This window comes from Yersinia sp. 2553 StPb PI, assembly GCF_052217105.1.
Lineage (GTDB): Bacteria > Pseudomonadota > Gammaproteobacteria > Enterobacterales > Enterobacteriaceae > Yersinia > Yersinia enterocolitica_E.
Genome location: NZ_JAZGPX010000002.1, coordinates 1440880 through 1467434, shown reverse-complemented (window position 1 = coordinate 1467434; position 26555 = coordinate 1440880). Strand labels below are relative to the sequence as shown.

Sequence of the window (26555 nt, the reverse complement as noted above, 5' to 3'; positions counted from 1 at the left end):
CCACTGTGACCTACAGCCTATCTACATGAAGGGCTAAAACGCAGGAGAATTACAAGGGAAAGGAACCTTAATTTTAATTGTAAAGAATCTGGACTTTTGTATAAGAAAACTGCTATCATGAGAAGTATTGAATAGGGTAAAAATAAATACCTCAACCCTATTGCAATGTTTATGGAAAACATATATACTAGAGATATAGGGTAAGTAAAATTACTCTATAATACAGAAGAACATTATATGAGACTGGAAAGCCTAAAGGCATCCGGTCTTTTTTTTATCTAAAAAATCAGGAGGCAGTATTAACAAAAATAATATTAAAGTAGATAAAGCAGATAAACGAGTTCGTTTTCCAGATGTACAAGCAGTTGTAGAAGCATTAAAAGATGGAACTATTTGCAGGAATGCCGTGTATCTAAGGGGCAATCATTGCAAACAGTACACTGAAAAAAGAAAGCATATGTATAAACTGGCTCTTAAAATGTACGACATTTACATTCTAGAACAAGAATTAAAACTTTTATTACTAAAGGAAGACAAACAATAACAATAAATAGGAGGAAGATTGGCAAGAACTAAAGGAGCAGTGAGAAAAGCAACAGATAATAGATTCACCAAAGAGTATATTTCTTCCTTTTGGGAATATGAAGAATTACCAAATTGGATTGATGATTGTATTTGTGGTGCATTAGGGCAAGCAGGGAAGGATACACGATTATCTCCCATTAGATTTTTCAGGGCATTACAGACACTTGATGAAATTGATACACTAATTGTTGGAAGTTATCTTAATAAAAAGAAAGAGTTTTTTGGTGATAAGCCACTCAGCAAAAGGACTATTGAGTACTACACAAAAATACTAAGAACCGCATCAGATGCTATAGCACATCACAAACTGAATCCAAATAACAGTAAGTTTGGGGGAAGCCGTGGTTCTCGTCTTGAACAACAAGCTATTACACCACCAGAGATTGCTATGCAACAGTCAGTAAGTTCTTCTGTTAAAGCCTCTGATGATGAAATGCATAAGCTACATATTTTGAGTATTAAGTGGAGTGCTCCGGATTTATCAGAGGTATACACTAAAACTCATGGCTCCTTAACTTACTCTATGCAAGAGCCAGCTAAAGTAAACCCATTGATTGGAGTTGTCTTTACAGAAGAAGAGAAAGAGCATATACGCAACTTGGCATTAACAGGAAAAACAAAAGAAATAAAAGCTTACATTGATAAATTAAATCAAGAGTATTTACAAGAAAGTATAGCAGCGTAGATTATAACTATATTATCTCATAGGGGGTGTTATTAGTAGAACTGTAAGCATTGAACGCAAACAGAAATATATTGATTGTGTAAATAACCAAATAAAACAACCAAACTCCTTGTACTATGCACTGACCAGTTTAGAGATAAAGCACATAAAGAATAAAAGAAAGAAACCTTTAAAAATCACTCAAGACTCTGTGGATTATATTGAGGGTGGTTACTATCAACGAGATTTTGCCAATATACCTCATATGGGTTGGTTATATTTCAATAAGCGCGACCAGTACGAGTTAAACGAGCATCAGGCTGGTATGTGGGTTCCAGTTCACGAATAGAGGGATTACTAAATGAAGAAGAAATTAATTATAGAATTGGAAAGTTATCAATATCAACTACTACTAAAAGAATGTAATGCTCGTGGGTGGTCAATTGCAGGATATCTGATTTGGATAGCCCAACAGGAATCAAAGAGAATTGAACAGGGGGTTAATTGAAGATACTGACTTTGTTTTTCCTGCTTACTTTGACGGTTGTAGCTTTACCACTTGTTGCCCCAGCATTGATTATTCCACATCTACCAGCCGCAACGATGGTAATAACTGCAATAGCACTCCTATGATGTGATTCCTCGTGGGATTTTGCAAGCTGTGAGCTGTTTAAATAGAAAACCTAAGCTACCCTATGCCTTATGGTGTACTCATCTAAAACACCGTGTTCGCTCCGCGAATGCTAATAGTTATTAGCACTCACTTAGTGAGCATCGTGTTTATCACGTCAGAATGCGGTGTTAACAATAACAATAATAAAAATGCTCACTAATGTGAGTGCTAATAGTTATTAGCATTTGCAGAGCAAACAATAAAAGGAAACTACTTATGATGTACTTTTTGAAAAAACAGAAACAGAAGAGATTATTGAAGAAAGTAAATAAGGAAATCACTGAATTAGAATCTGTCTACCTTGATTTAGATTACTTCACCAGAGACGATATAAATATTATTGAGCTAATGCAGTGGACTGAAGCTAAATTAGACGCTATGGCAGTGGCTATTGAACCAAATGAAGATTTTATTATGGAGCACCACCCTGAGATTATTACTAGAGCTAATAGGGTTTCACATATTGCACTTAAATGTGGAGAGGCCGCTGTAAAAGAGTTCCAAGATGAGTTAACAGGGCTGGGTAATATCTTTGCATAAGAAGAATATTAAAATAAATAAGAAATAGTCAAGAAAAACCACCACAATATATTGCGGCCCACTACCGAATTATGGTATAATAGATTATAGAGGGATGATTTAAAACTAAAGTTCACACCACGTAAAATAGCCGAAAATTATCTCCTTAATAATTATCTTATTGGTCTTCGATGATTATGCCTAAATCTAATGTTTATCTGTAGACAAATCCTTGTGGCCTCAGCAACCGCACTGCTACAGATGCACATTTATTAAGTGTTCTTATATGTCCTACTAAGAGAATATTTAATAAATGTACTCACGTTCATTGCTTCCATCTGACTTCTTGTTTACTTCCTCCTTGTTATTGTTTGTTTGTGCTTAAAGATAAAGGTTCTATCGCTGGATGTGATAGAGCCTATTATTTTATATCTACACTGCGGGAATATATAGTCAAGAGAATTCAGTAAGTTATAACTTCTCATTTTAAACAAGCAAAGTAAACAATCTAACTATCAAAGTAACTTTCATACACTTTCAAATGCTTCTTGTCGTTGATTTGACTATTCATGATTATTGTATTCTCTAAATCTAATACATCTTATTAAGTCAACTCAAGGGGCATTTCAAAGTGCTATAACAAATATAAGGAATAACCTATGGCAAACGATATTAAAAAATTCAAGATTACTTATTTTTCAGATAATGCTGAGCTTCTTAATAAGATGTATATGGTAGCACAGCAATTTGATATTAAAGCTGATGAATACGGTGAAAAGGGTCTCATGAAAAGCAGTGCTGTTATATTGAATGAAGACCATGAAGATTTTGAAGTAAACAAAGCTCTTGAAGTAAACAAATCAGCACGGCAAGAAAGTAATGATCAGCTTTTACAAGCTATTAAAGCAAAATACAAACAATAACAATAAAAGGAAATAATAATAATGACTATTCCAGCATTTAAAGAAATTAAAAATGAAGGCGACGTCCTCGCGTATCAGGGCGATGATGTGTTCAGTAAGGGTTTTCATACCTTTAGTAATCTTGCAGTAGATGCCGAACCCGGCAGTGTGATTAAAGCAGATGGTTCTGCACTGGTAGCCGCCGCAACCACTGGCGATGTTGTAGTTAGCCTCGATTATGCAAAAGCAGGTAGCAATGTACGAATCCGTACTGTTGGCGTACTAGCTGTTATTAAAGAGGGTTCTCTTATCGTTGCAACAGGTGGGCTTGCTAACGCTAAGCAATTGATCAGTGCAAGCGGCTTTGTTCGAATTCAATAATAAAACAACAACAAACAATAAAATTATAATAATAAGGAAAAATAATAAGATGCCTATTCTATCATCAATGAATTCACAGACACCAAATAATGTAGTAGACCTATCCAGTTCGTTTCATCTGATTCCTAGCCCTAATTACTTGTTGCAGAATTTGAAACTGTTCTCATTTGATCCGTCTACTACACGCTCTACCAGCTTGGACTACCTCGTAGAAACTAACAATTATGTTGATCGAGAGACTACCCGATACGGAACTGATCAAAACACCTCTATCCTGCCAAAAATGACCAACTATGAGATTGAAATCCCTCACTATTATCGTCAAAATGAGGTCACGCCAGAGGCTTTCCAGTCACGTCGCCGGTTTGGTAGCAGTGCCGAGTTAGACGCCAATAGTGTGGTAATTAGCTATCTTGAAGCTCACTCAATTGCTTATCATGCAACTCGTGAACGTTTGTTAGCGAAGGCTTTATTTAAGAATACTGTTGATGCAACTAATACCCGCAACCCAAATATTAATTGGGAAGATACTTTTGGGTCACAACAGCAGGTTGATACTGTTGACTTGGCAAATGCTAATACGGACGTACCGGAGTTCCTAGATTCTGTTATGGTTAAACTGCGTAGTGCATTGGGGTCATTAGCTGTTAGCCAAACGGATACCCTTGTATTCTGTGGCTCAAGTTTCTATTCCAAAGTCCGATTCCACCCATCTGTAAAAGAATTATATACGTTCACCTCTGCGGCTGATAATGGCAACAACATTATCACTAATTATCGCGAGGCTGGTGCATTACCGGGTATCTCCATGTTCAGATTTTTCGATATGACTTTCATTAGGGTTCCGGATGATAGTGTTTATTCTGTAGGTGCAGATGAGGCTTATTTTGTACCTAAATTCTCAGAACTGGCTAACCCATTCCGTGCAATTTATGGCCCAGCTTCACGTCATATGGATGTAGCTCAAATGGCACCACAGGAAGTATTCAGTTATCAGAATTATGATCAGATGAAAATGGTCTCCATTCATAATGAATATAGCTTATTGCCCGTCAGTCAATTACCGAGTGTGGTAGTTAAAGTTACAAACACAACAGTGTAATATGGGTTAATTGAGAGGGCTAGTAATAGCCCTCTATCTCACTCTATTCATTGCACTGTTATTTTATTGGGGATTCTATTTATCTCCGATATTCCTTTTACTAATTATCCAACTTATAGAAAGATAGAGGGTTAAACAATTATGATTGTCACACTTGAACGAAGCGATTCACAACGGGTAATTAAGCGATTAAGCAATGCACAGGTTTTAGATATTTTAAATATTAGACAACTTGCAAAGTTATTTGGTATGTCAGAAAGCACCGTTCATTGGCGCATGAAAGAACAGAAAATGACATTGGAGGACGCTTTGACAGAACCATTGCAATCTAAGTAATAAAGCTCAGCCTAATAGCTGGGCTTTTTTTTATCTGAGAAAAACAATAATAAAAGGAAGATAAACAATGAGTGTAAACATTCAAGCAGCCGTATTAACTAACATGGTTAAATGGAAAAATGATAACGCCTCTCTTAAAAAGATTAAAGACGAGATGAAGAAACTAAAAGCCTCTTCTTCAGGTATTTTAGGTAATTCGATTACTCCCAAGTCGGCTGCTAATAGTGTCAAGATGGCTAAAGAAGCGGCACAGCAGCAAGTAAGCGCGATGAAGCGCGTGTACGGTAGTGCTGGAGTAAAGGGTGGCTTAGGTACTGGGGTACTGGGCAAACCGTCAAAAGACTGGTTAGCTACGTCTCTAGCGCAGACTAAAGCAATGGAACAGACAGGCAAAGCTCAACAAGCACAAACTCAGGCAACTAAAGAAGCAGCTAATGCTGAGAAGCGCAAAGTCCAGTTAAAGCGGCAATCAGAATTAGCACTGAAGAAAGAAATTAGCGCGACTATGAAATTACGGGATGCAACGTTTACTATCTCTCGCATGGAACACCTGAATGTTGCCCAACGTTATAAATCAATCCAGCAAGCAAAGCTCCTGAGCCAAGAATACAAAAAAGGGAATTTAGACCTCAGTGAGATGAATCAACAAATGCGGTTTCTGGTAGCGAATACCAGAAAAGCTGAGGCACAAGCCCGTAGACTCAAACGAGAGACAGCCAAAACTAAAGCACAAGAAGGCCGTAAAGGTGGGGGTGCTCTATTAGGTGTAGGTTTGGGTGGGTATGCTGCCGCTGGCGCTGTAGGTGGTGCTTATGCAGCGTACAGTGGGGCTTCTGGTAGTGTGGATAGAGCTAAACAGATTAACAAACTCACTAAAGCTGGTGCTGACTCATACGAAGCTCAGGCATTGCAGAGACTCGTGCAATCCAAAGGGATTGATGCAAATTTAGAGAATGTTTACCAAGACCTACAAGAAAAACTAGGCGAGTTGGTAAGTCAAGGAATCATAGACCGCCGCTCTGGGAAAATAAAAGGCGGTGGCGAGCTATCTGACGTAGCGTCAGACCTCTTTCTACCGTTAGGTTATACCCTAAAAGATATCGCTAAAATGAGTAGCTCCGAGTTCATTGTGCAGATGCAGCTTAATGGCAAGCAGCTTAAAAAGAGTGCGGCAGAAATGCGCTATTACGAAGAAACAGTTAATGACCTTAGTCGTATATCAGGACTCTTTGCCAATAACGGTGATGAAGTCATCGAGACCATTATTGATATGAAGGCTAAAGGCCAACTGCTCTCTGATGAGCAGTTGGCGAGTCTAACCAAACTACGTGAATGGGGTATCGCAGTTAGTTATGCTTCACAAACCCTAAGCGATAAATTCTCAGTAGCCCTTAGTAGTGCGATGGGCGGGGCCGATGGTCTAGCGGAAGCTATGCGCCAATTAACCCCACTAGTAGAAGCTTTAGGGAAAGCCGTGGCCCACATAATCAAGCTTACTGGTTTCTCAGTTACTCAGCTGGCAGAGCCAAAGACAAAAGCAGAATTATTCCAAAGTGTAAAAGAGCCAGAGAAGAGATTGAATTCCAACTCGAGCTTACTAATGGGGCATACGGCTTGGGAGCTATTGAAGAATCAGTTTAAAGATAGCAAGCCAGCAATGGTGCCTACACCCCCAGCAATGTTATCTCCTACACCGTACCAGCCAAGCTCTGCATATGCAGCACCTAAGCAAACAATTAACGTCATGCCAGCCCCTGTAAGCCTGAATATCAATGGTGAAGAGTTGAAAGGCGTATTCAATCTGGTAGCAGATAACAAAATTCAAGAATATAACAACAACACCATGAATGATTTACTTTCAAGTTATCCTGCGCGGTGATTTATAAATAAACAGGGCGGGGTTAATCCCCGCTTTTAATCTAATGTTGTTATTCGATACAATCCACCACAGGAAGCAGGTCTTTTATCGGTGGTGCATGAACATATATGTTAGTTAATCCAAGGCTACGAGTCCGGCTATGACCTACAACAAATTGCACAAGAGTATGATTCACTATTGTCGTTATTGCTTTGCTTATAAATGTATGACGTAGTGAATGAATCCGTCTTTTTAAACCAAACTCATCATGATCAGGGATCTTTAGTTCTCTCATGATATTTACCCACGTTTGAGTAATAGTTGTGTAGTCTGGCAGGTCACTAAAAACAAGATCATTACTGGATAAGGTCGATATATGTTTTAGTAATAACGGTTCTATCAATTTATGTACGGGTACATTACGTTTTGCATGTTTCGATTTTCCCCCTGTGATAGCAATATAGTATCTACCAGTATCATCATTTTGTTTTATGTGTTCTTTCTTGATATCTGCTATTTCGCCCCTACGAGCACCAGTGTAGATTAAGGTAAGGAAATATAATTTTAGGCGGTCATCGCAAGGTAATGCATTGAAATACATCTTTAGTTTGCACATTTCTGTTTCAGAGTAATGCCCACCTCTATTTGGTTCTATCTTGTAATTAATACCCTCTGTGGGGGCTTTCAATAAAATATCTTTTTGCTCTACTAAAAATGTGCTGAATAATGACCTCCAGATTTTGAGGTGTTTATGCACATGTTCACTTGAGATAAGATCATCTTCTGGAACATCATAATTTACGTCTTGTGTAAGATTAATACACTCTTCAAGAGTCATTCTACTGTACGGCTTTATGGTGCGTGATGGCAGGTTCTTAACCACTTGCAGTGCATCGCGTATATGCTGCTTGGTTATTACATCTACTGGAATATCTCCCACAACCAGCAGCAAAACCTCGTAGAACCGTTGATTTTCTTTAGCTACAGGTAACCGCCAATGATTTCCCTTTTCTTCAACAAACATTTTCCAAGCTTCTGATAGCTTGATTGCTGGATTAATGCTTAATTCTTGGTTGCTTGTTACAGGGTCACGTTTTATTGAATTGTGGCTTAAATGTGATTCTGTAGATAACTGAGATTTCAGCGAGTTGACTAACTGTTCATACTTAAGAAAATCACCATTATAGAAGGCTTGGTATGCCTGATATACCTTACTCTTAGACATACCTAACTTAGTGGACGCTTCAGAAATTTCGTTAGATAAAGACGATGGGTCAATGTTCTGATGTTGAAAGTGATTTTTGATAAGGTTTACTGTGCCGTCGTTACCTTCAAACACCCATGATTGAGCAGCCCTAGCATACCCATGTGCCCCGCCTGCCGTATCCTCTGGCTTGATAATTGGTGTTCCCATCTCTTTTGCTAGTTTGCCGAGTTGAGGGATGTATTCAGCTTCAATTATATCAGCCTCAAGCGTTCGAAATAGAAAAGTGTCTAAATCTTGTTTTGTCAGGTCTGTCATGCCATTTAACTTGCTCTTAAAGGCTTCTACGGGCATAGCACCGGATTGTACTAATGGAATATATGGCGATATTCGCGACATCATTGCTTGGGCTTGACGCAGGCTGTCTGTCCCTAAAGATAACCGTATGGATTTAGTGGAACCTTTCATCTTAAAATTAGTGTAATATGTCTGACCTCGAAGCATCAGGTGTGACAGTTGGTGTGACACTTTATTTGACATGCTTTATTCCAAAAGGTTTTACAATCCAATGAGTTGATGTGCAACATCGCGTAACTTGTTGATGATACGATTATATACGACGCCTGTGAAGGCGACATTAGAGGTTGCTCAATGAGCGAGAAGTCAGAAAACCAAAAATTACCAAACTCAAAGCCACAAAGCCCTAAACCGCAGGGCGATAAAATTGTGGGTGAAAAATTACAGAAAGTCTTGGCACGTGCCGGTCATGGTTCGCGTCGGGAAATCGAAACTATTATCCAACAAGGCCGTGTCAGCGTTGATGGTAAAATATCAACGCTGGGTGATCGTGTTGAAGTCACTCAGGCCACCAAAATTCGCCTCGATGGTCATCTTCTTTCTATTAAAGAATCTGAAGAGGCTGTTTGCCGTGTTCTGGCGTATTACAAGCCGGAAGGTGAACTCTGTACCCGTAATGATCCCGAAGGTCGCCCAACAGTATTCGATCGTTTACCTAAACTGCGCGGTTCGCGCTGGGTGGCGGTAGGCCGTCTGGATGTTAATACGTCAGGGTTATTATTGTTCACCACTGACGGTGAACTTGCCAACCGTCTGATGCATCCAAGCCGTGAAGTTGAACGCGAATATGCCGTGCGGGTGTTTGGTCAAATCGATGACGAAAAAATCAAACAACTTAGCCGTGGCGTGCAGTTGGAAGATGGTCCAGCGGCTTTCCGCACCATTAGCTTCCAAGGCGGAGAGGGGATTAACCAGTGGTATAACGTTACGTTGACCGAAGGGCGCAACCGTGAAGTTCGCCGCTTGTGGGAAGCTGTTGGCGTGCAGGTTAGCCGCCTGATTCGTGTGCGTTATGGCGATATTAATTTGCCGAAGGGCCTGCCACGAGGTGGCTGGACCGAATTGGATCTGAAGGCAACCAACTACTTGCGTGAGTTGGTCGAATTGGATTCTGAAACTGTCAGTAAACTGCCTGTTGAGAAAGACCGACGCCGGGTTAAAGCCAATCAAATCCGTCGTGCGGTTAAACGCCACACTGAAGTCGCTGGCCGTCAGGTCGCGGGTCGTCAAGGTTCTGCTCGTAAAAGTTCTACTCGTCAAAATACGGGTAATGCAGCGCCAGCAGCAACGACTGCTCGACGCGGATCTAACAAGCGCGGGTAATTTGTCTAATGGGGAGGGAGCATTTTCTCCCCATCATTGATTTTAAGCATTCACATCCCTCCGTCAGCTATTGTGTTTCTTCCTGAAGTATAAAAAACCACCATCCATCTATTGGATAGTATAATATTTCTATAATAAATGTTTTTACCACATATACACACCGTCAACCACGATGAGATACCGCTAGTCTCTAAATATTCGGCGTGACTATATTGCTCTTGGGGAATACCCCTCGGATTTAAAATCTCAGGAGCATTAATATGAAAAAGTCTCTGTTAACGACCAGCGCGGCTATTTTATTTGTCGTCGGCACCGGATTCTCATCTGTAACTTATGCTTGTGCTGGGCCTCACTCTTACTCTCACTATGGTGACAATTGCCAAAACACGTGTGGTTCGCTCCCTAAACCATTGAAAAAAATCTGCTATTTTGACAGCACACAACACCAAGCGCAGTCGTCAAGCCAAGTGGTCCCTGGGATGGCAACACTAACTCCCGCCATTGGGACATTGACCCCGTCAAAAATACCCATGATCCCTCTAGAGAAGTAATTTGGAAAACTGAGTTTGCCAAAAGGGGCCGTAAGTTTAGATCTCATTATATATAGCGAAAAATGCCGCAGATATTGCCTCTGCGGCATTTCATTGGTTTGCATGAATACTGCGAATTACCAGTCAATACCTTGTTGTGCTTTAATTCCGGCATCAAAAGCATGTTTGACCGGGCGTAATTCACTGACGGTATCGGCCATTTCCAACAAATCGCGGTGGCAGCCACGGCCAGTAATAATCACGGTTTGATGGGCAGGGCGCTGTTTGAGGGCGGTGATGACCTCATCAAGTGGCAGATAGTCATAGGCGACCATATAAGTCAGCTCATCGAGCACCACTAAATCCAGGCTTGGGTCTGCCAACATGCGCAAACCGTGCTGCCAAACACCTTGGCAGGCGGCAGTGTCAGTTTCTCTATTCTGAGTATTCCAGGTAAAACCGGTCGCCATAACCTGAAATTCGACCCCATGCTGTTGCAGCAGGTTTTTCTCACCGTTAGGCCATTCACCTTTAATAAACTGAATCACCCCCGCTTTCAGACCATGCCCGACTGCCCGGGTCACAGTGCCAAATGCTGCAGTGGTCTTACCTTTACCGTTACCGGTAAAAATAATCATGATACCGCGTGTTTCTTGTGCTGCCGCAACCCGTGATTCAACCTTTTCTTTTATTTTTTGTTGGCGCTGCTGGTGGCGTTCTTCAGACATAACATGTTCCTTTATTCTGCGGGGCCGGCTTTACGGCCGGGTTGTGCATCGAAACTGATGCCGGTTTTTCTACGGCTATCATCGCTCATGAGATAAAGATATAGCGGCATAATATCAGCAGGTGTTTTTAATTTAGTTGTATCTTCGTCAGGGAAGGCGGATGCCCGCATCTGAGTTCGGGTGCCGCCCGGGTTAATACAATTCACCCGCAAATTGCTGTGTTTATATTCTTCTGCAAGCACTTGCATCATGCCTTCAGTGGCGAATTTGGATACGGCATAAGCGCCCCAGCCGGAACGACCCTGGCGACCCACGCTAGAACTGGTGAATACCAGCGAGGCGCTGTGAGATTTCAATAGTAGCGGTAAAAGTGCTTGGGTAAGCATAAATGTCGCATTTACATTCACTTGCATCACGTCCTGCCAGACGGCTATATTTTGCTGCGCCATCGGAACTATATCACCTAATAAACCGGCATTATGCAACACACCATCCAGATGTGAAACATGCTGACTTAGGGTGTCTGCCAGCTGCTGGCAATCTTGTTCCGATGCATGTAATAGGTCAAGTGGCAGTGTTACAGCGGGCAACCCTTGAGCCTCAGCTATCTGTTGTTGTACCGCCATTAATTTACTTTCAGTCCGGCCAACTAACACCAGACGAGCACCAAAACGGGCATAGGTCAGTGCCGCTTCGCGACCAATACCATCGCCTGCTCCCGTCACCAGTATAGTGCGGTTATTGAGCAGATCGTCTTTAGGTTGATAATGCATAGTTATTCCTCTTACTGGCGGCGGATATTTTATTCAGGCATGCCGCTATATCTCTTACATTCTTATATTTAAGCGAAACCAATGCAATTTTTCATTTGCGCAAGACGGCAGCTTACGGGTTCGCTAGAATGCAGATATCTCTCTAATAGCAGATGAATAAAGGCGGTATTTGTGGAGTTAATTTCTCTGTACGGACTGTTTCTAGCCAAAGTAGTGACGATTGTGGTCGCCATTGGTGCGGTAGTGTTACTGGTTGTCAGCCAAGGGATGAGAAAACAAGGGCAACGGGGTGAATTGAATCTGGTTGATTTGGGTGAGCAATATAAGGAAATTCAGCGGGAAATGCGGCTAGCGCGCATGAGCCATGCAGAACAAAAAAACTGGAGCAAAGAGTTTAAGAAGCAGCAAAAAGCGGATCAAAAGCTGAAGAAACAGCGCGCCAAAGCCGGTGCGGTGGCAGCGGTAAAACCCTGCCTATATGTAATTGATTTTAAAGGTAGCATTGATGCACATGAAGTGACGTCATTGCGAGAAGAGATTTCTGCGGTTCTGGCGGTTGCTAGCGCGCAAGATGAAGTGCTGCTGCGACTCGAAAGCCCTGGTGGCGTAGTGCATGGTTATGGTTTAGCCGCCTCGCAATTGGAGCGCTTGCGCCATAAAGGGATTCGCCTGACGGTGGCGGTCGATAAAGTAGCTGCCAGTGGGGGATATATGATGGCTTGTGTGGCTGATCGTATTATTAGTGCGCCCTTTGCTATTATTGGCTCTATCGGTGTTGTGGCCCAAATCCCGAACTTCCACCGCTTGCTGAAAAAGAACGATATTGATGTAGAACTGCATACTGCTGGTGAGTTTAAACGCACACTGACATTATTTGGTGAGAATACTGAACAAGGGCGCGAGAAATTCCGTGAAGATCTGAATGAAACGCACCTGTTATTCAAACAGTTCGTACAGCAACAGCGGCCCTCTTTGGACATTGATGCGGTTGCGACCGGTGAACACTGGTTTGGCACCCAAGCGAAAGAAAAAGGGTTGGTTGATGCCATTGGTACCAGCGATGATTTATTGATTGCTGAAATGGATAATCATGAAGTTATCGGTGTGCGTTATTCGCGACGCAAACGTCTGATGGATCGTTTTACCGGCAGCGCGGCAGAAAGCGCTGACCGTCTATTATTACGCTGGTGGCAGCGCGGCGAAAAACCCCTTTTATAATCTGAGAGCATAGGGTTTTTAGTGAAGGAAGGCAGGGGGCTTAGCCCCCTGTTATTTGTGGCTCAATGGCGAAATTAGCCATGTAATAATGGGAGGAGTCACCGGCAATTAATCGATTAAATGGTATTTAGCTGACAAAACATGAGCCAAATGTTTAAACATATTAAATACTGCGGTTGTTTTCGCTGTCGGTAAACCGTCTGCATCCAAGAAAAACTCGCCGCGAAATACCAATACTGGCCCTTTTTGCTCAACCTCAGTTGCCTGCATCCCATGCATATAATCTTCGTGCTGGCGAATAATCTCATTAGCCTCTGCTAATAATTTATTACGCTCAATCGGTGCTGTGTTTCCGTGCATTATATCTCCTTACTACAATGTAATTTCTCTCACTATTGTACTGCGGGTTAGCATTTGTTCGCAAACCGGCTAAGGTTTATTCGAGCATCTGGCTGTTTTGTAGCCGTGATTGGATAAATTCATATTCCTCGCTAATTAGGTTGCGTAGCGCTTTTTATCAGGTACAGTGTGGGATTTTATACTATTAGGTGGAAGGTTTTGTTGACGCCATGAGGCAGAATTCGCTGCTGTAGTGCTGGGTGTAGGCAAAAATTTTTAGGGATCGAGGGGTCGTCAGGTAAGACTCGGCAGGCGCATTTATGGCTCCGATCAAAAAAACAGGTTGATCTCCTGAGAAAGTACCGCAATATAAAAAAGAGATTCAGAATGCCGCGGTACGGCAAGATAAAAACCTTCTTTTAGAAGAAATAATTTAGGTAAAGGTCATTATGGGTAAAGCCCTCGTAATAGTTGAGTCCCCGGCAAAAGCCAAAACTATTAATAAATACTTAGGGAATAACTACGTGGTTAAGTCCAGTGTCGGTCACATTCGTGATTTGCCGACCAGTGGATCAGCCAGTAAGAAGAGCGCTAACTCAACTGAAGATAAAGCCAAGAAAACCGACAAGCCCAAGACTAAAGTAAAGAAAGACGAAAAGGTTGCGTTAGTGAACCGTATGGGCGTCGATCCTTATCATGGCTGGAAAGCGCAGTACGAAATTTTGCCCGGCAAAGAAAAAGTGGTTGCCGAGCTGAAAGCATTAGCCGAAAACGCTGACCACATCTATCTCGCAACCGACCTTGACCGCGAAGGAGAGGCAATTGCCTGGCATTTGCGGGAAGTGATTGGTGGTGATGATAAGCGCTTTAGCCGTGTGGTTTTCAACGAAATCACCAAAAATGCCATCCAGCAGGCGTTTAATCAACCGGGTGAATTGAATATCAACCGGGTTAATGCCCAGCAAGCTCGTCGCTTTATGGATCGGGTTGTGGGTTATATGGTCTCCCCGCTGCTCTGGAAAAAAATTGCCCGTGGCCTGTCTGCCGGTCGAGTGCAATCAGTGGCAGTGCGCTTAGTTGTTGAGCGTGAACGGGATATCAAAGCATTCGTTCCCGAAGAGTACTGGGAGCTGCATGCTGACTTGCTGGCGAAAGGTGAAGTTCCGATTCAAATGGAAGTCACCCATGCCCATGACAAGCCGTTTAAACCGGTAAATCGCGAACAGACGCATGCTGCACTGAAATTACTGGAAAATGCGCGCTATAAGGTGCTGGATCGTGAAGATAAACCGACCAGTAGCAAGCCCGGCGCGCCGTTTATTACCTCCACCTTGCAGCAGGCTGCCAGTACCCGTCTGAGTTTTGGTGTGAAAAAAACCATGATGATGGCGCAGCGCTTGTATGAAGCAGGTCATATCACCTATATGCGTACTGACTCCACCAATTTAAGTCAGGATGCGCTGACCATGGTGCGTGATTATATTGGCGACAATTTCGGTGATAAGTATCTGCCATCTGCGCCTAATCAGTACAGCAGCAAAGAAAATTCGCAAGAAGCGCATGAAGCTATTCGCCCTTCAGATGTGAGTGTGATTGCTGAGCAGTTAAAAGATATGGAAGCCGACGCCCAGAAGCTGTACCAACTGATTTGGCGTCAGTTTGTGGCTTGCCAGATGACACCAGCTAAGTATGACTCCACCACGTTGACCGTTCAGGCTGGCGATTTCCAACTGCGGGCGAAAGGGCGTACTCTGCGCTTTGATGGTTGGACTAAGGTGATGCCTGCGCTACGTAAAGGCGATGAAGACCGCACTTTACCGGTAATTGAAGTGGGCAGTGATCTGGATTTGCAAAAACTTATCCCAAGCCAACACTTCACCAAGCCGCCAGCACGTTACAGCGAAGCATCACTGGTAAAAGAGTTGGAAAAACGGGGTATTGGCCGTCCATCCACATATGCATCAATCATTTCGACCATTCAAGATCGTGGTTATGTGCGGGTAGAAAACCGCCGTTTCTATGCCGAGAAAATGGGTGAAATCGTTACTGACCGGTTAGAAGAAAACTTCCGCGAATTGATGAATTACGATTTTACCGCGCGCATGGAAAGTGGCCTGGATCAGGTTGCCAACGATCAGGCCGAGTGGAAAGCTGTACTGGATGGTTTCTTTGCCGAATTCAGCGAACAGCTTGAAAAAGCAGAGAAAGACCCTGAAGAGGGCGGTATGCGCCCGAATCAGATGGTGATGACCAGCATCGACTGCCCAACCTGTGGCCGTCAGATGGGGATTCGTACCGCCAGTACCGGTGTGTTCCTTGGGTGTTCTGGTTATGCATTGCCACCTAAAGAGCGCTGCAAAACCACGATCAATCTGGTACCCGAAGCTGAGATTCTCAATATCCTTGAGGGTGATGATGCGGAAACTAACGCATTACGCGCCCGCCGCCGTTGCCAGAAATGTGGTACGGCAATGGATAGCTATCTCATCGATAACCAACGTAAATTGCATGTTTGCGGTAATAACCCTGCGTGTGATGGTTATGAGATAGAAGAGGGCGAGTTCCGTATCAAAGGGTATGAAGGCCCGATTGTTGAGTGCGAAAAATGTGGTTCTGAAATGCATCTGAAAATGGGGCGTTTTGGCAAGTACATGGGCTGCACCAATGACGAGTGTAAGAATACCCGTAAAATCTTGCGCAGTGGTGAAGTCGCGCCACCTAAAGAAGATCCGGTACCGTTGCCAGAACTGCCTTGTGAGAAGTCAGATGCCTATTTCGTGTTGCGAGACGGTGCTGCAGGCGTGTTCCTGGCTGCGAACACCTTCCCTAAGTCGCGCGAAACCCGTGCGCCGTTAGTCGAAGAGTTAGTTCGCTTCAAAGATCGTTTACCTGAAAAATTACGTTATCTGGCTGATGCGCCTGTGGCGGATAAAGAAGGTAATAAAACCATGGTACGTTTTAGCCGTAAAACCAAACAGCAGTATGTTTCATCCGAGAAAGATGGCAAAGCCACGGGTTGGTCTGCTTTCTATATCGATGGAAAATGGGTTGAAGCGAAAAAATAAGTGGTTAAACCGATCGGAGTACACTTAAGCCTATAGTGCGGTACTCCGGTACCACAACAAAAAACCAGCCTCAATGGCTGGTTTTTTTATTGGGCTAATCTACTCAAGTGCTTTATAGTCTTAGTTAATCCGCTAAAGTTATTACACTTTGGCTACTGTCTGCATTTATCAAAAAATACTATTATTTTTAGGCTGATGTACTGTAATACCAAGTAAGAAGGGTATATACAGTTAGCGATGAAATGATATAGTAGTTATATAAAATATTTTCTTATCACCTAATGTTATTATAAGGTCAATACTGACCAGCTTCGCACCATGCAGTTTACGGGTTTTAGTTAATAACTTCTCGGCATACCGGGTGATACCGATATACCAAACTGTGGCGTTCCCACAGTGTTCAACCTAGGATGGTATCGATATGAAATTGCAGCAGCTCCGTTATATTGTTGAGGTGGTCAATCATAACCTTAACGTATCGTCCACCGCAGAAGGACTGTATACCTCGCAGCCGGGGATCAGTAAGCAGGTCCGAATGCTGGAAGATGAGCTGGGTATCCAAATTTTTGCCCGCAGTGGCAAACATCTCACGCAGGTGACCCCCGCAGGGCTGGAAATCATCCGTATTGCCCGTGAAGTCTTATCCAAAGTAGATGCTATCAAAGCCGTTGCCGGTGAACATACCTATCCTGATAAAGGTTCGCTGTATGTAGCCACTACCCATACTCAGGCGCGTTATGCATTGCCGAATGTGATTAAAGGTTTTATCGAGCGCTACCCGCGTGTGTCGCTCCATATGCATCAAGGCTCGCCGACCCAAATAGCCGAAGCGGTTTCTAAAGGGAGCGCTGATTTTGCTATCGCCACTGAGGCGCTGCATTTATATGACGACCTGATTATGTTGCCGTGCTATCACTGGAACCGTGCTGTGGTAGTCAAGCCTGATCATCCTTTAGCAGGTAAAACCCACGTCAGCATTGAAGAGCTGGCAGCATACCCGATTGTGACTTATACCTTTGGTTTTACTGGCCGTTCTGAGCTGGATACTGCGTTTAATCGTGCTGGTCTGACACCGCGCATTGTGTTTACCGCGACAGATGCCGATGTGATTAAAACCTATGTGCGATTAGGGTTGGGTGTGGGGGTTATCGCCAGTATGGCAGTTGATCCGATCCAAGATCCTGATCTGGTGATAGTTGATGCCCGTGATATCTTTACCTACAGCACCACGAAAATTGGTTTCCGCCGCAGCACTTTCCTGCGCAGTTATATGTATGACTTTATTCTGCGTTTCGCCCCACATCTGACCCGTGATGTGGTGGATAAAGCGGTTGCCTTGCGTTCTAATGATGATATCGAGGCGATGTTTAAAGACATTAAATTGCCGACTAAGTAATTTATAAAGAAATAAAAGCCATCTCTTTTTCGTGATGGCTTTTCCATAACAGAACTAATAAGTAAAAATTCAAAAGCCAATAGTCACCTCTCCTGTTAATTTGTTTATGAAAATAATGGTGTTATTTTTATAAATACTTTCAGGGGAATATATGTCTTCAACATCTTGTCCATTATTAAGTAATACATTAACTAATGTGTTTTCATTTCATGATGATGTCTATGCCGGAAGTGAAATTTTTAATATAAAAATGGGTGAAGAACAGTTTTTTTTAGAAAAAAAGAATGGAATTAATAAAGTATTAGATGAATTATGTAAACATGGGTGGGTTAATCCATCTGCAAATTATCATGACACAAACCTGCACAATTTACTGAGTTCGTTGGTTGAGACCCCACTGGCAGAAACGATGATAGGTTTCGATAACGCACTGAAATGTGGTTTGCCGCCTGGTTATAACCCAACTTTCTGCTTTGAGAGAAATGGTCAATCTGGTGTGAAGATGCATTATGAGGTGATCCACAGTAAAGAGAGCTGTAATCTTTTTAAATTGACGGGTGAGTTTCTGTTTGATAAAGATTGTCAATTAAGTCATGAAAAACCTTCAATTTCTATTGAATTTTTCCCTCAATGCCCTACGGTGTTAGAAGAGGCTCTGGACTCCAGAACGGTAATAAAGAAATTTTTAGATTGGCTAATGAATTTATTCAATTTAAATGGTTTTGTGTTGGCAAATACTCAATCTGATGTAGATATGGCAAAAAATATTGCGGTGAGCTTTTCAAATATAAATAAGGATGATAGTAATTATTGCGTAATGGAAAATAGATTGAATAAAGAACGAGCAGCGCGTGAAGAACAAGCAGATGATTTTAATAAATCATTGCAATCCATTATTAAAGGGTTTGATGAAATAACTCATTATATAAACAATGAATTAGCTGAGTGTAGTGATAATAAAATTGAACAAATGATAACAAACTTTTCTGGCGTTCTTAAAAATGAGATAGAGAATGATGAGAAAGGTCTTAAACAACTAGAAAGTTATTCAGTTAAATTAACTCAAGATCCTGGAGAGATAGAAGAGATAGAAGAGATAAATGATGGATTAGTGTCTCAGCAGGAAGATGATTATGAATGGGACGATTATGGTTTCAATAATGTAAATAACCCTGTCCATAAATCTGAGTAATTGACACAAATTGGCCATCACCATCGTTTACACCTATCGCTGCCAGTAATTGCCATTGTTGCCAAAATGTTAATGTTTCTTTGTGTTATATTTAATTCAGACCTCATAATTACAAGGGAATAGCCTTGTTGGGATGAATGCTGTTTTAGAGCACTTATAAGAAACAATGGAGGCGCTATGTCGTTGGATCTGCGAAAAACGAGTATGGCCAAGTTGGTCGCTCTTAATCATGAATATCACTACTACAGCCTGCCGCAACTGGCGGCAGTGCTGGGGGATATTGACCGACTGCCGAAATCACTGAAAGTGTTGCTGGAGAATCTACTGCGTCATCTGGATGGCGAACAGGTTCAAGAGGATGATTTAAAAGCCATTATTGATTGGCAGCTCACCGGGCATGCCAGCCGGGAAATTGCTTACCGGCCTGCGCGGGTATTAATGCAGGATTTCACCGGCGTACCAGCGGTAGTCGATTTGGCTGCGATGCGTGAAGCAGTCAAACGGCTGGGGGGCGATGTGGCGCAGGTTAACCCATTGTCACCGGTAGATTTGGTTATCGACCATTCCGTCACTGTTGACGAGTTTGGCGATAAAGCCGCTTTTGGCGAGAACGTCCGGCTCGAAATGGAACGTAACCACGAGCGCTATATCTTCCTGCGTTGGGGGCAGAAAGCCTTTAGCCGTTTCCGTGTGGTACCGCCGGGTACCGGGATCTGCCATCAGGTTAACCTTGAGTATTTGGGGCAGACGGTTTGGCATGAACAGCAGGGTGGGCGGGAGGTCGCTTACCCCGATACGTTAGTGGGTACCGATTCCCACACCACCATGATCAATGGCTTGGGGATACTCGGTTGGGGCGTTGGTGGGATTGAAGCGGAAGCCGCAATGCTGGGCCAACCTGTCTCAATGCTGATTCCCGATGTGGTCGGCTTCAAAATGACCGGTAAGATGCGTGAAGGGATCACTGCCACGGACTTGGTGCTTACCGTAACGCAAATGCTGCGAAAACATGGGGTAGTAGGCAAATTCGTTGAGTTTTATGGTGATGGTCTGGCGGATTTGCCACTGGCAGATCGCGCGACTATAGCCAATATGTCGCCTGAGTTTGGTGCTACCTGTGGTTTCTTCCCGGTGGATGACGTGACGCTGGGGTATATGCGCTTAAGTGGCCGCAGTGATGAACAGATAGCCTTGGTTGAGGGCTACAGTAAAGCACAAGGGTTGTGGCGTCATCCTGGTGACGAGCCAATTTTCACCAGTCAGCTCTCATTGGATTTGAGCACAGTGGAAGCGAGTATGGCTGGGCCGAAGCGGCCACAAGACCGGGTCGCTTTACCCAAAGTGCCCTTAGCCTTTAAAGCGTTTGAAGAACTGGAAATTAATAGCAAAAAAGATAAAGTTGACCATGTTAGCTTCACGCTGGAAGGAAAAACGCACGAGTTGGCATCTGGCGCGGTGGTGATTGCCGCGATCACCTCATGCACTAATACTTCGAATCCCAGCGTACTGATGGCAGCCGGTCTGTTAGCTAAAAAAGCGGCAGAAAAGGGGCTAAAAACCAAACCATGGGTGAAAACTTCACTGGCACCAGGCTCTAAAGTGGTGACTGAGTATCTCAATGCCGCCGGATTAACCGCTTATCTGGATAATTTGGGCTTTAATCTGGTGGGTTATGGTTGTACCACCTGTATTGGTAACTCTGGCCCATTGCCTGATCCAATAGAAAATGCCATCAAAGTCGGGGATTTGACCGTCGGTGCGGTGCTGTCCGGTAACCGAAACTTTGAAGGGCGCATTCATCCTTTAGTAAAAACCAACTGGCTGGCTTCGCCGCCGCTGGTGGTGGCTTATGCTCTGGCCGGTAATTTGAATGTCAACTTGGCACAAGAGGCGCTCGGTAACGACCCTGACGGCAAGCCGGTTTATCTAAAGGATATCTGGCCTAGCGGATTTGAAATCGCTAAAGCTGTCGAAGAGGTTAAAACTGAGATGTTCCGTAAGGAATATGCCGCCGTATTTGATGGCGATGAAGAGTGGCAGTCGATTCAGGTTAATAGTACACCAACCTATGATTGGCAGAGCGATTCCACCTACATCCGTTTGCCTCCTTTCTTTAGTGATATGAAAGCGTTGCCTGATCCGGTTGAGGATATTCACCATGCACGTATTTTGGCGATTTTGGCTGATTCTGTCACCACAGACCATATTTCTCCCGCCGGTAATATCAAGCTTGATAGCCCTGCGGGCCGCTATTTACGTGATCGTGGGGTCGAGATTAAAGAGTTTAACTCCTACGGTTCCCGTCGTGGTAATCATGAAGTGATGATGCGTGGGACGTTTGCCAATATCCGTATCCGTAATGAGATGGTCCCGGGGGTTGAAGGGGGTGTCACTCGTCATATTCCGTCACAAAATGAGATGGCTATCTATGATGCTGCTATGCGCTATCAGCAGGAGAATGTGCCATTGGCGGTGATTGCCGGTAAGGAGTATGGATCCGGTTCGAGTCGTGACTGGGCAGCTAAAGGGCCAAGATTACTGGGGGTGCGGGTAGTGATTGCTGAGTCATTTGAGCGTATTCATCGCTCCAATCTGATTGGGATGGGTATTTTGCCCCTCGAGTTCCCAGCAGGGGTTAATCGCAAAACTTTGGGGCTGACGGGTGATGAATCCATTAGCGTCAGTGGGTTACAAAAACTGTCCCCAGGGCAGAAGGTGGCAGTGACGATAACCTATGCTGACGGGCGGCAACAAACGGTAGATACCCACTGCCGTATAGATACAGGTAATGAATTGGTTTATTTCGAAAATGGCGGCATTTTGCATTATGTTATCCGCAAAATGCTGTAGTTATTAGAATGTTGTCGTTATTAGAATGGCATAGCCATTAGTGACAGTGTCACTACGGTGCTTGTTCGATAAAAAGGGTGGTTGAGAAACCACCCTTTATTGTTCTTGAACGCGGCTAATTATTTGGTCAGCAGATGGCCCATTTTGGCCGCTTTGGTGGCCATATACTGTTCATTCTTGGGATTTTGCCCGACAATCAATGGCACCCGCTCAACGATATTAATCCCCGCCTCGGAGAGAATCTCAACCTTCTTCGGGTTATTGGTTAGCAAGCGCACGGCTTTGACGCCCAGTAATTTATATATATCTGAGCATAAGGTGAAGTCACGTTCATCGGCGGCAAATCCGAGTTGATGGTTAGCTTCCACCGTATCAAAGCCCTTATCCTGTAACGCGTAAGCGCGAATCTTATTCAGCAAACCAATATTACGGCCTTCCTGACGATGATAAATCAACACACCGCGCCCCTCTTCGGCAATGTGCGCCAATGCGGCTTCTAACTGAAAACCACAGTCACAACGCAGGCTAAACAAAGCATCACCTGTCAGGCACTCAGAATGAACACGGGAGAGCACTGGTTTATCACCACTGATATCACCAAATATTAAGGCCAGATGATCATGGCCAGAGGCTAACTCTTCAAAACCGACCATCAAAAAATCACCCCAAGGCGTGGGTAACTTGGCTTCTGCTACACGTTTAAGCTGCATCTTACTGTTCATATTATAACTTCAGACCTTAAGGATGTTATCGCGCATCCTGATGTGGATACCCGCTTTAACCCGTTATATCCCTTCATCTTAGGGCATAGGGTTAAATAAAAAGTTTCTCTGCGATCATTATTAGCTATATTGCCATAACTTTTGGCTCACTGCTGTTCAACAAAGCAGCGAAAAGGAAAGAGAAAATGTCTGACGAGAACATATTTGGGTAATAACATAATTTTGTTTGTGTTATCAATGATTAATGGGACTTATACTGTGTGGTTATAGCCGCTGTACAATTCGTGCTATCACCATGGAAAAGACGATATAGACATCATGTGTAACCAAGGGCCCCAGATGTGGAATATAGCGAAACGAATCACTGTCGGAACACTTATCTTACTCTTACCCACCCTTGTTATCTGGCTTTCTGGTTGGCAGTGGCAACCCGGCAGTAATAATGTTTGGTTGAAAAGTGTGTTCTGGGTGACTGAAACGGTCACTGCGCCATGGGGAATCTTGACCAGTGCGTTGCTCAGTTGCTGGTTTTTATGGTGCCTACGGTTTCGGATTAAGCCCGCGATAGGGTTGTTGGTCCTGATGGGCGGCGTAATTCTTGTCGGTCAGGGTATAAAATCACTGATTAAAGAGCAGGTACAAGAACCTCGTCCATTTGTCGTCTGGCTTGAGGCAGAACATCATATTGATAATCGCTTTTTCTATTCGCTTCCCCGTGCTGAACGCAGTGAGTTGGTCAAACAGCAACTACAGAGCCAAACCATTATTCCGCCGTGGTTGAGCAGTCATTGGCAGTTTGAAACTGGCTTTGCTTTCCCCTCAGGTCACACGGTTTTTGCTGCCAGTTGGGCATTGTTGGCGGTAGGCATATTGTGGCCACGGCGACATTATAAAACCGTCATTTTGCTAATGATATGGGCGCAAGGTGTCATGATGAGCCGGTTGGTATTAGGCATGCATTGGCCACGGGATCTGGTAGCCGCAGCACTTATCAGCGGGTTATTGGTCGCCATTGTGTGTAGCTTAGTACAACGTTGGTTCGGCTCGTTAGCCATTTTGCCACAAGAACAGCGCGAGATAGAAAAACGTGAGCATGAGGAAAATTGAGTGATTAGTTATTATTCTCAGCCCAGTCGCTTAAAATAATATCAATTAGGTGCCCAATCGGCGCTTTATCTTGGTGCAGGGTTTCTTTGCTGGGTAAGGAAGTGCTAATTTATCAAGTAAGGGCGCCACATTTTTGGCATAATTCATCAGGTTGATTCGGCCTTTAGGAAAAAACGTGAAATATTTGCTGATTTTTTTGTTAGTACTGGTGATTTTCGTGATTTCAGTCACGTTAGGGGCAAATAACGATCAAGTCGTTACCTTTAACTATTTATTGGCTCAGGGCGAATATCGGGTATCTACGTTATTGGCAACGCTTTTTGCGGCGGGCTTGGTACTTGGGTGGGTTATTTGTGGGCTTTTTTATCTGCGAGTTCGAATTTTACTGGGGCGCGCAGAGCGGAAAATTAAACGTCTTGAGTCACAGCAAGAGCAGCCTATTGAATCCAGTGCGGCTGTTTCCACACCTGCTGTCAGCAAGGAATAATTTTCTATGTTAGAAATGCTGTTTCTGCTGTTGCCCGTCGCTGCCGCCTATGGCTGGTATATGGGGCGTAGAAGCGCTCAGCAGGATAAGCAACAGGATGCTAACCGCCTGTCTCGTGAATATGTGGCAGGGGTTAACTTCCTTCTCTCTAATCAGCAGGACAAAGCGGTTGATCTGTTTCTTGAGATGTTGAAAGAAGACAGTTCGACCGTTGAAGCGCATCTGACATTAGGGAACTTGTTCCGTTCTCGTGGTGAAGTTGACCGCGCTATCCGCATTCATCAGGCGTTGATGGAAAGTGCTTCTCTGACCTTTGAACAACGATTGCTGGCAATTCAGCAACTTGGTCGTGATTATATGGCCGCGGGTTTATATGATCGGGCAGAGGATATGTTCAATCAATTGGTTGAAGAGCAAGATTTCCGGCTCGGGGCACTACAGCAGTTATTGGTTATTCATCAGGCCACCAGTGATTGGAACAACGCGATTGAAGTGGCGGAAAAACTGGTCAAGATGGGCAAAGATAATCAGCGGCTGGAGATAGCGCATTTCTATTGCGAACTGGCGCTGCAAGCCATGGGGAGTGATGATTTAGAGAAAGCAATGGGGTTGCTGAAGAAAGCGGCTATTGCGGATAAGCAGTGCGCCCGTGTCTCCATCATGCAAGGTCGGGTGCATATTGCCAAGGGTGAATATGCCAAAGGCGTAGAGGCGCTGGAGCGTGTGCTGGAGCAGGATAAGGAAGTGGTCAGCGAGGCATTACCTATGTTGAGCGATTGCTACCAACATCTACAACAGCCCGAGGCGTGGGCGAATTTCCTCAAACGCTGCGTTGAAGATAATACGGGTGCTACGGCTGAACTAATGCTGGCCGAAATACTGGAACAGCATGAAGGCCGTGATGTGGCACAAACCTATATCAACCGCCAGTTACAACGCCATCCCACCATGCGTGTTTTCTATCGATTAATGGATTATCACCTGGCAGATGCAGAAGAAGGGCGAGCGAAAGAGAGCTTGCTGTTGCTGCGAGACATGGTAGGAGAACAGATTCGGACCAAACCCCGTTATCGCTGTCATAAATGTGGTTTTACCGCGCACTCTCTGTACTGGCACTGTCCATCATGCCGAGCCTGGGCTTCGGTTAAGCCGATCCGGGGATTGGATGGGCAGTAAACGTTTCTATTGTCAGAGGTATCGCGACAGTCATCGGGTGACCTGAGCCACCCGATAGTTTTTGATGAAGTATTGTGGTGTTATCTTTATTTTTTCTTCTGAGGCGCTTTCACACCGTCTTTCAATAATTGTCGCAGTTTCTTCAACTCTTTTTGGCTTAACGGCTGCTCTGAAATCTCTTCTACACCTTGGCTATCAATCTCACCTTGATGCAACTTGGCATCTTTGCGGCTGGCTTTACTACTTTTAACATCAACCTCAAAGCTCTTTTCTAATCTTTCGCACACTTCGGTACTCAGGGAAAACTGTTTTTCTAAGGCAGCAGCCTTGATTTTCTCTTTTAATTCCAGAGGGATTTTAATGGTTAAGGTAGATATTTCGCTCATCATATAACCTTTAACTTAGGAGGAAATACCAAGCTAAGCGAGGGAAGCGAAACTGTCTAGGGGATAACACAACTGTCACAAAAAATTCACATTAGCCACGGCAAAAAGAGCGCAAATGCGCTCTTAGAAAGAGATAAAGCGTTAACCGGAGAGACGGGTATTAACGATAGATAATGGCGGTACCGTGCATTTTGTTATTGCCGGTCGCAGAGGTTATCAGGAAAGATTTTGCACCGGCAGCTTTGGCTTGCTGCGCCAATGCATTTTCTAACTCGGTCAAGGTAGTTGCATTACTGGCAGAAATCACGCCAGCTTCATTCAATCCTGCTGATTGATTAGTTTGTATTTGAGTGGCGGCGACGCTAGCAAATGATGCGAGAGACAGAATTAATGCCGGGGCGATGAATTTAATGCTTTTCATGTGAAACTCCAGTTTCTAGTTTATTATATTGAATAATTGATATTTTTTACTTATTCAGTAGACAATTACTGTCTGGCGATGGAGTGAATGATACAGCATTAATATTGAATGAGAATCACAAATAACTGAGCATCTAAATCAAAATATTTGATTGAGAATTTACGTTTCTTGAAGCTGATTTACTTAATGGCAGGTAAGCACAATCTCACTGCTTGACGTAAATTGACCCTCTGCGGCAATTACGACCCATAAACAGCAAGT

At 43.7% G+C, this 26555-nt stretch carries 24 protein-coding genes; 17 read left to right on the top strand and 7 right to left on the bottom strand.

Annotated features, from left to right (window positions below):
* Positions 1 to 562: 562 nt before the first annotated feature.
* The 8 genes from V2A84_RS08000 to V2A84_RS07965 all read left to right on the top strand — a co-directional run bounded on the left by V2A84_RS08000 (position 563) and on the right by V2A84_RS07965 (position 7041).
* The gene (locus V2A84_RS08000) at positions 563 to 1270 is read left to right on the top strand and encodes a hypothetical protein (protein ID WP_420074033.1); all 708 of its coding nucleotides are present in this window, start codon (positions 563 to 565) and stop codon (positions 1268 to 1270) included.
* 340 nt (positions 1271 to 1610) lie between these two features.
* Complete coding sequence (locus tag V2A84_RS07995) at positions 1611 to 1757, top strand: hypothetical protein (protein ID WP_420074032.1); 147 nt, start codon at positions 1611 to 1613, stop codon at positions 1755 to 1757.
* 381 nt (positions 1758 to 2138) lie between these two features.
* Entirely contained in the window at positions 2139 to 2462 is a 324-nt protein-coding gene (locus V2A84_RS07990; RefSeq protein WP_442848695.1) for a hypothetical protein, read from the top strand.
* Positions 2463 to 3100: 638 nt separating this feature from the next.
* Positions 3101 to 3364 carry a hypothetical protein gene (locus V2A84_RS07985; RefSeq protein WP_442848694.1) on the top strand — a complete coding sequence of 88 codons (264 nt, stop codon included), beginning with the start codon at positions 3101 to 3103 and terminating at the stop codon, positions 3362 to 3364.
* 21 nt (positions 3365 to 3385) lie between these two features.
* The gene (locus tag V2A84_RS07980) at positions 3386 to 3724 is read left to right on the top strand and encodes a hypothetical protein (protein WP_442848693.1); all 339 of its coding nucleotides are present in this window, start codon (positions 3386 to 3388) and stop codon (positions 3722 to 3724) included.
* 49 nt (positions 3725 to 3773) lie between these two features.
* Positions 3774 to 4826, top strand: a complete 1053-nt coding sequence (locus V2A84_RS07975) for a major capsid protein (RefSeq protein WP_442848692.1) — start codon at positions 3774 to 3776, stop codon at positions 4824 to 4826.
* A 141-nt stretch (positions 4827 to 4967) separates the two neighbouring features.
* Positions 4968 to 5162, top strand: a complete 195-nt coding sequence (locus V2A84_RS07970; protein ID WP_442848691.1) for a hypothetical protein — start codon at positions 4968 to 4970, stop codon at positions 5160 to 5162.
* 67 nt (positions 5163 to 5229) lie between these two features.
* Positions 5230 to 7041, top strand: a complete 1812-nt coding sequence (locus V2A84_RS07965) for a hypothetical protein (RefSeq protein WP_442848690.1) — start codon at positions 5230 to 5232, stop codon at positions 7039 to 7041.
* A 49-nt stretch (positions 7042 to 7090) separates the two neighbouring features.
* On the opposite strand, the gene V2A84_RS07960 is transcribed toward V2A84_RS07965, so the two are convergent.
* Positions 7091 to 8764: a tyrosine-type recombinase/integrase gene (locus V2A84_RS07960; RefSeq protein WP_442848689.1), complete on the bottom strand. Its 1674-nt coding sequence runs from the start codon at positions 8762 to 8764 to the stop codon at positions 7091 to 7093.
* Positions 8765 to 8875: 111 nt separating this feature from the next.
* On the opposite strand from V2A84_RS07960, the gene rluB reads away from it, so the two are divergent.
* Positions 8876 to 9904: a 23S rRNA pseudouridine(2605) synthase RluB gene (rluB, locus tag V2A84_RS07955; protein ID WP_102970413.1), complete on the top strand. Its 1029-nt coding sequence runs from the start codon at positions 8876 to 8878 to the stop codon at positions 9902 to 9904.
* A 667-nt stretch (positions 9905 to 10571) separates the two neighbouring features.
* On the opposite strand, the gene cobO is transcribed toward rluB, so the two are convergent.
* A complete protein-coding gene (gene cobO / locus V2A84_RS07950; protein WP_083158920.1) occupies positions 10572 to 11162 on the bottom strand; it encodes a cob(I)yrinic acid a,c-diamide adenosyltransferase in 591 nt (196 codons plus the stop codon).
* Positions 11163 to 11173: 11 nt separating this feature from the next.
* A complete protein-coding gene (locus V2A84_RS07945) occupies positions 11174 to 11935 on the bottom strand; it encodes a YciK family oxidoreductase (RefSeq protein WP_083158919.1) in 762 nt (253 codons plus the stop codon).
* Between the two features lie 171 nt (positions 11936 to 12106).
* Between V2A84_RS07945 and sohB the strand changes: the two genes are divergently transcribed.
* A complete protein-coding gene (gene sohB / locus V2A84_RS07940) occupies positions 12107 to 13153 on the top strand; it encodes a protease SohB (RefSeq protein WP_083158918.1) in 1047 nt (348 codons plus the stop codon).
* A 108-nt stretch (positions 13154 to 13261) separates the two neighbouring features.
* On the opposite strand, the gene V2A84_RS07935 is transcribed toward sohB, so the two are convergent.
* On the bottom strand, positions 13262 to 13513 hold the full coding sequence (locus tag V2A84_RS07935) for a YciN family protein (RefSeq protein WP_083158917.1): 252 nt from the start codon (positions 13511 to 13513) through the stop codon (positions 13262 to 13264).
* Between the two features lie 428 nt (positions 13514 to 13941).
* Between V2A84_RS07935 and topA the strand changes: the two genes are divergently transcribed.
* The 4 genes from topA to acnA all read left to right on the top strand — a co-directional run bounded on the left by topA (position 13942) and on the right by acnA (position 21995).
* On the top strand, positions 13942 to 16557 hold the full coding sequence (gene topA, locus V2A84_RS07930) for a type I DNA topoisomerase (RefSeq protein WP_083158916.1): 2616 nt from the start codon (positions 13942 to 13944) through the stop codon (positions 16555 to 16557).
* Positions 16558 to 16978: 421 nt separating this feature from the next.
* The gene (gene cysB, locus V2A84_RS07925) at positions 16979 to 17953 is read left to right on the top strand and encodes an HTH-type transcriptional regulator CysB (protein ID WP_005191584.1); all 975 of its coding nucleotides are present in this window, start codon (positions 16979 to 16981) and stop codon (positions 17951 to 17953) included.
* Positions 17954 to 18104: 151 nt separating this feature from the next.
* Entirely contained in the window at positions 18105 to 19145 is a 1041-nt protein-coding gene (locus V2A84_RS07920; protein WP_083158902.1) for a hypothetical protein, read from the top strand.
* Between the two features lie 177 nt (positions 19146 to 19322).
* Entirely contained in the window at positions 19323 to 21995 is a 2673-nt protein-coding gene (acnA, locus tag V2A84_RS07915; RefSeq protein WP_083158901.1) for an aconitate hydratase AcnA, read from the top strand.
* Between the two features lie 119 nt (positions 21996 to 22114).
* Here the strand turns inward: acnA and ribA are convergent, their stop codons facing one another.
* Positions 22115 to 22705 (bottom strand): GTP cyclohydrolase II, encoded by a 591-nt coding sequence (gene ribA / locus V2A84_RS07910; protein ID WP_083163652.1) that lies wholly within the window; start codon positions 22703 to 22705, stop codon positions 22115 to 22117.
* A gap of 351 nt (positions 22706 to 23056) precedes the next feature.
* Here ribA and pgpB point away from each other — a divergent pair, with 351 nt between their 5' ends.
* From pgpB to lapB, 3 genes are all read left to right on the top strand, one after another.
* Positions 23057 to 23824 (top strand): phosphatidylglycerophosphatase B, encoded by a 768-nt coding sequence (gene pgpB, locus V2A84_RS07905; protein WP_083158900.1) that lies wholly within the window; start codon positions 23057 to 23059, stop codon positions 23822 to 23824.
* A gap of 175 nt (positions 23825 to 23999) precedes the next feature.
* A complete protein-coding gene (locus tag V2A84_RS07900; RefSeq protein WP_005191595.1) occupies positions 24000 to 24311 on the top strand; it encodes a LapA family protein in 312 nt (103 codons plus the stop codon).
* Positions 24312 to 24317: 6 nt separating this feature from the next.
* Positions 24318 to 25487: a lipopolysaccharide assembly protein LapB gene (gene lapB / locus V2A84_RS07895; protein WP_083158899.1), complete on the top strand. Its 1170-nt coding sequence runs from the start codon at positions 24318 to 24320 to the stop codon at positions 25485 to 25487.
* An 86-nt stretch (positions 25488 to 25573) separates the two neighbouring features.
* Here lapB and V2A84_RS07890 read toward each other — a convergent pair whose 3' ends face one another.
* The gene (locus V2A84_RS07890) at positions 25574 to 25873 is read right to left on the bottom strand and encodes a hypothetical protein (protein ID WP_193784662.1); all 300 of its coding nucleotides are present in this window, start codon (positions 25871 to 25873) and stop codon (positions 25574 to 25576) included.
* A gap of 160 nt (positions 25874 to 26033) precedes the next feature.
* On the bottom strand, positions 26034 to 26294 hold the full coding sequence (gene bhsA / locus V2A84_RS07885; RefSeq protein WP_083158897.1) for a multiple stress resistance protein BhsA: 261 nt from the start codon (positions 26292 to 26294) through the stop codon (positions 26034 to 26036).
* Between the last annotated feature and the right edge of the window lie 261 nt (positions 26295 to 26555).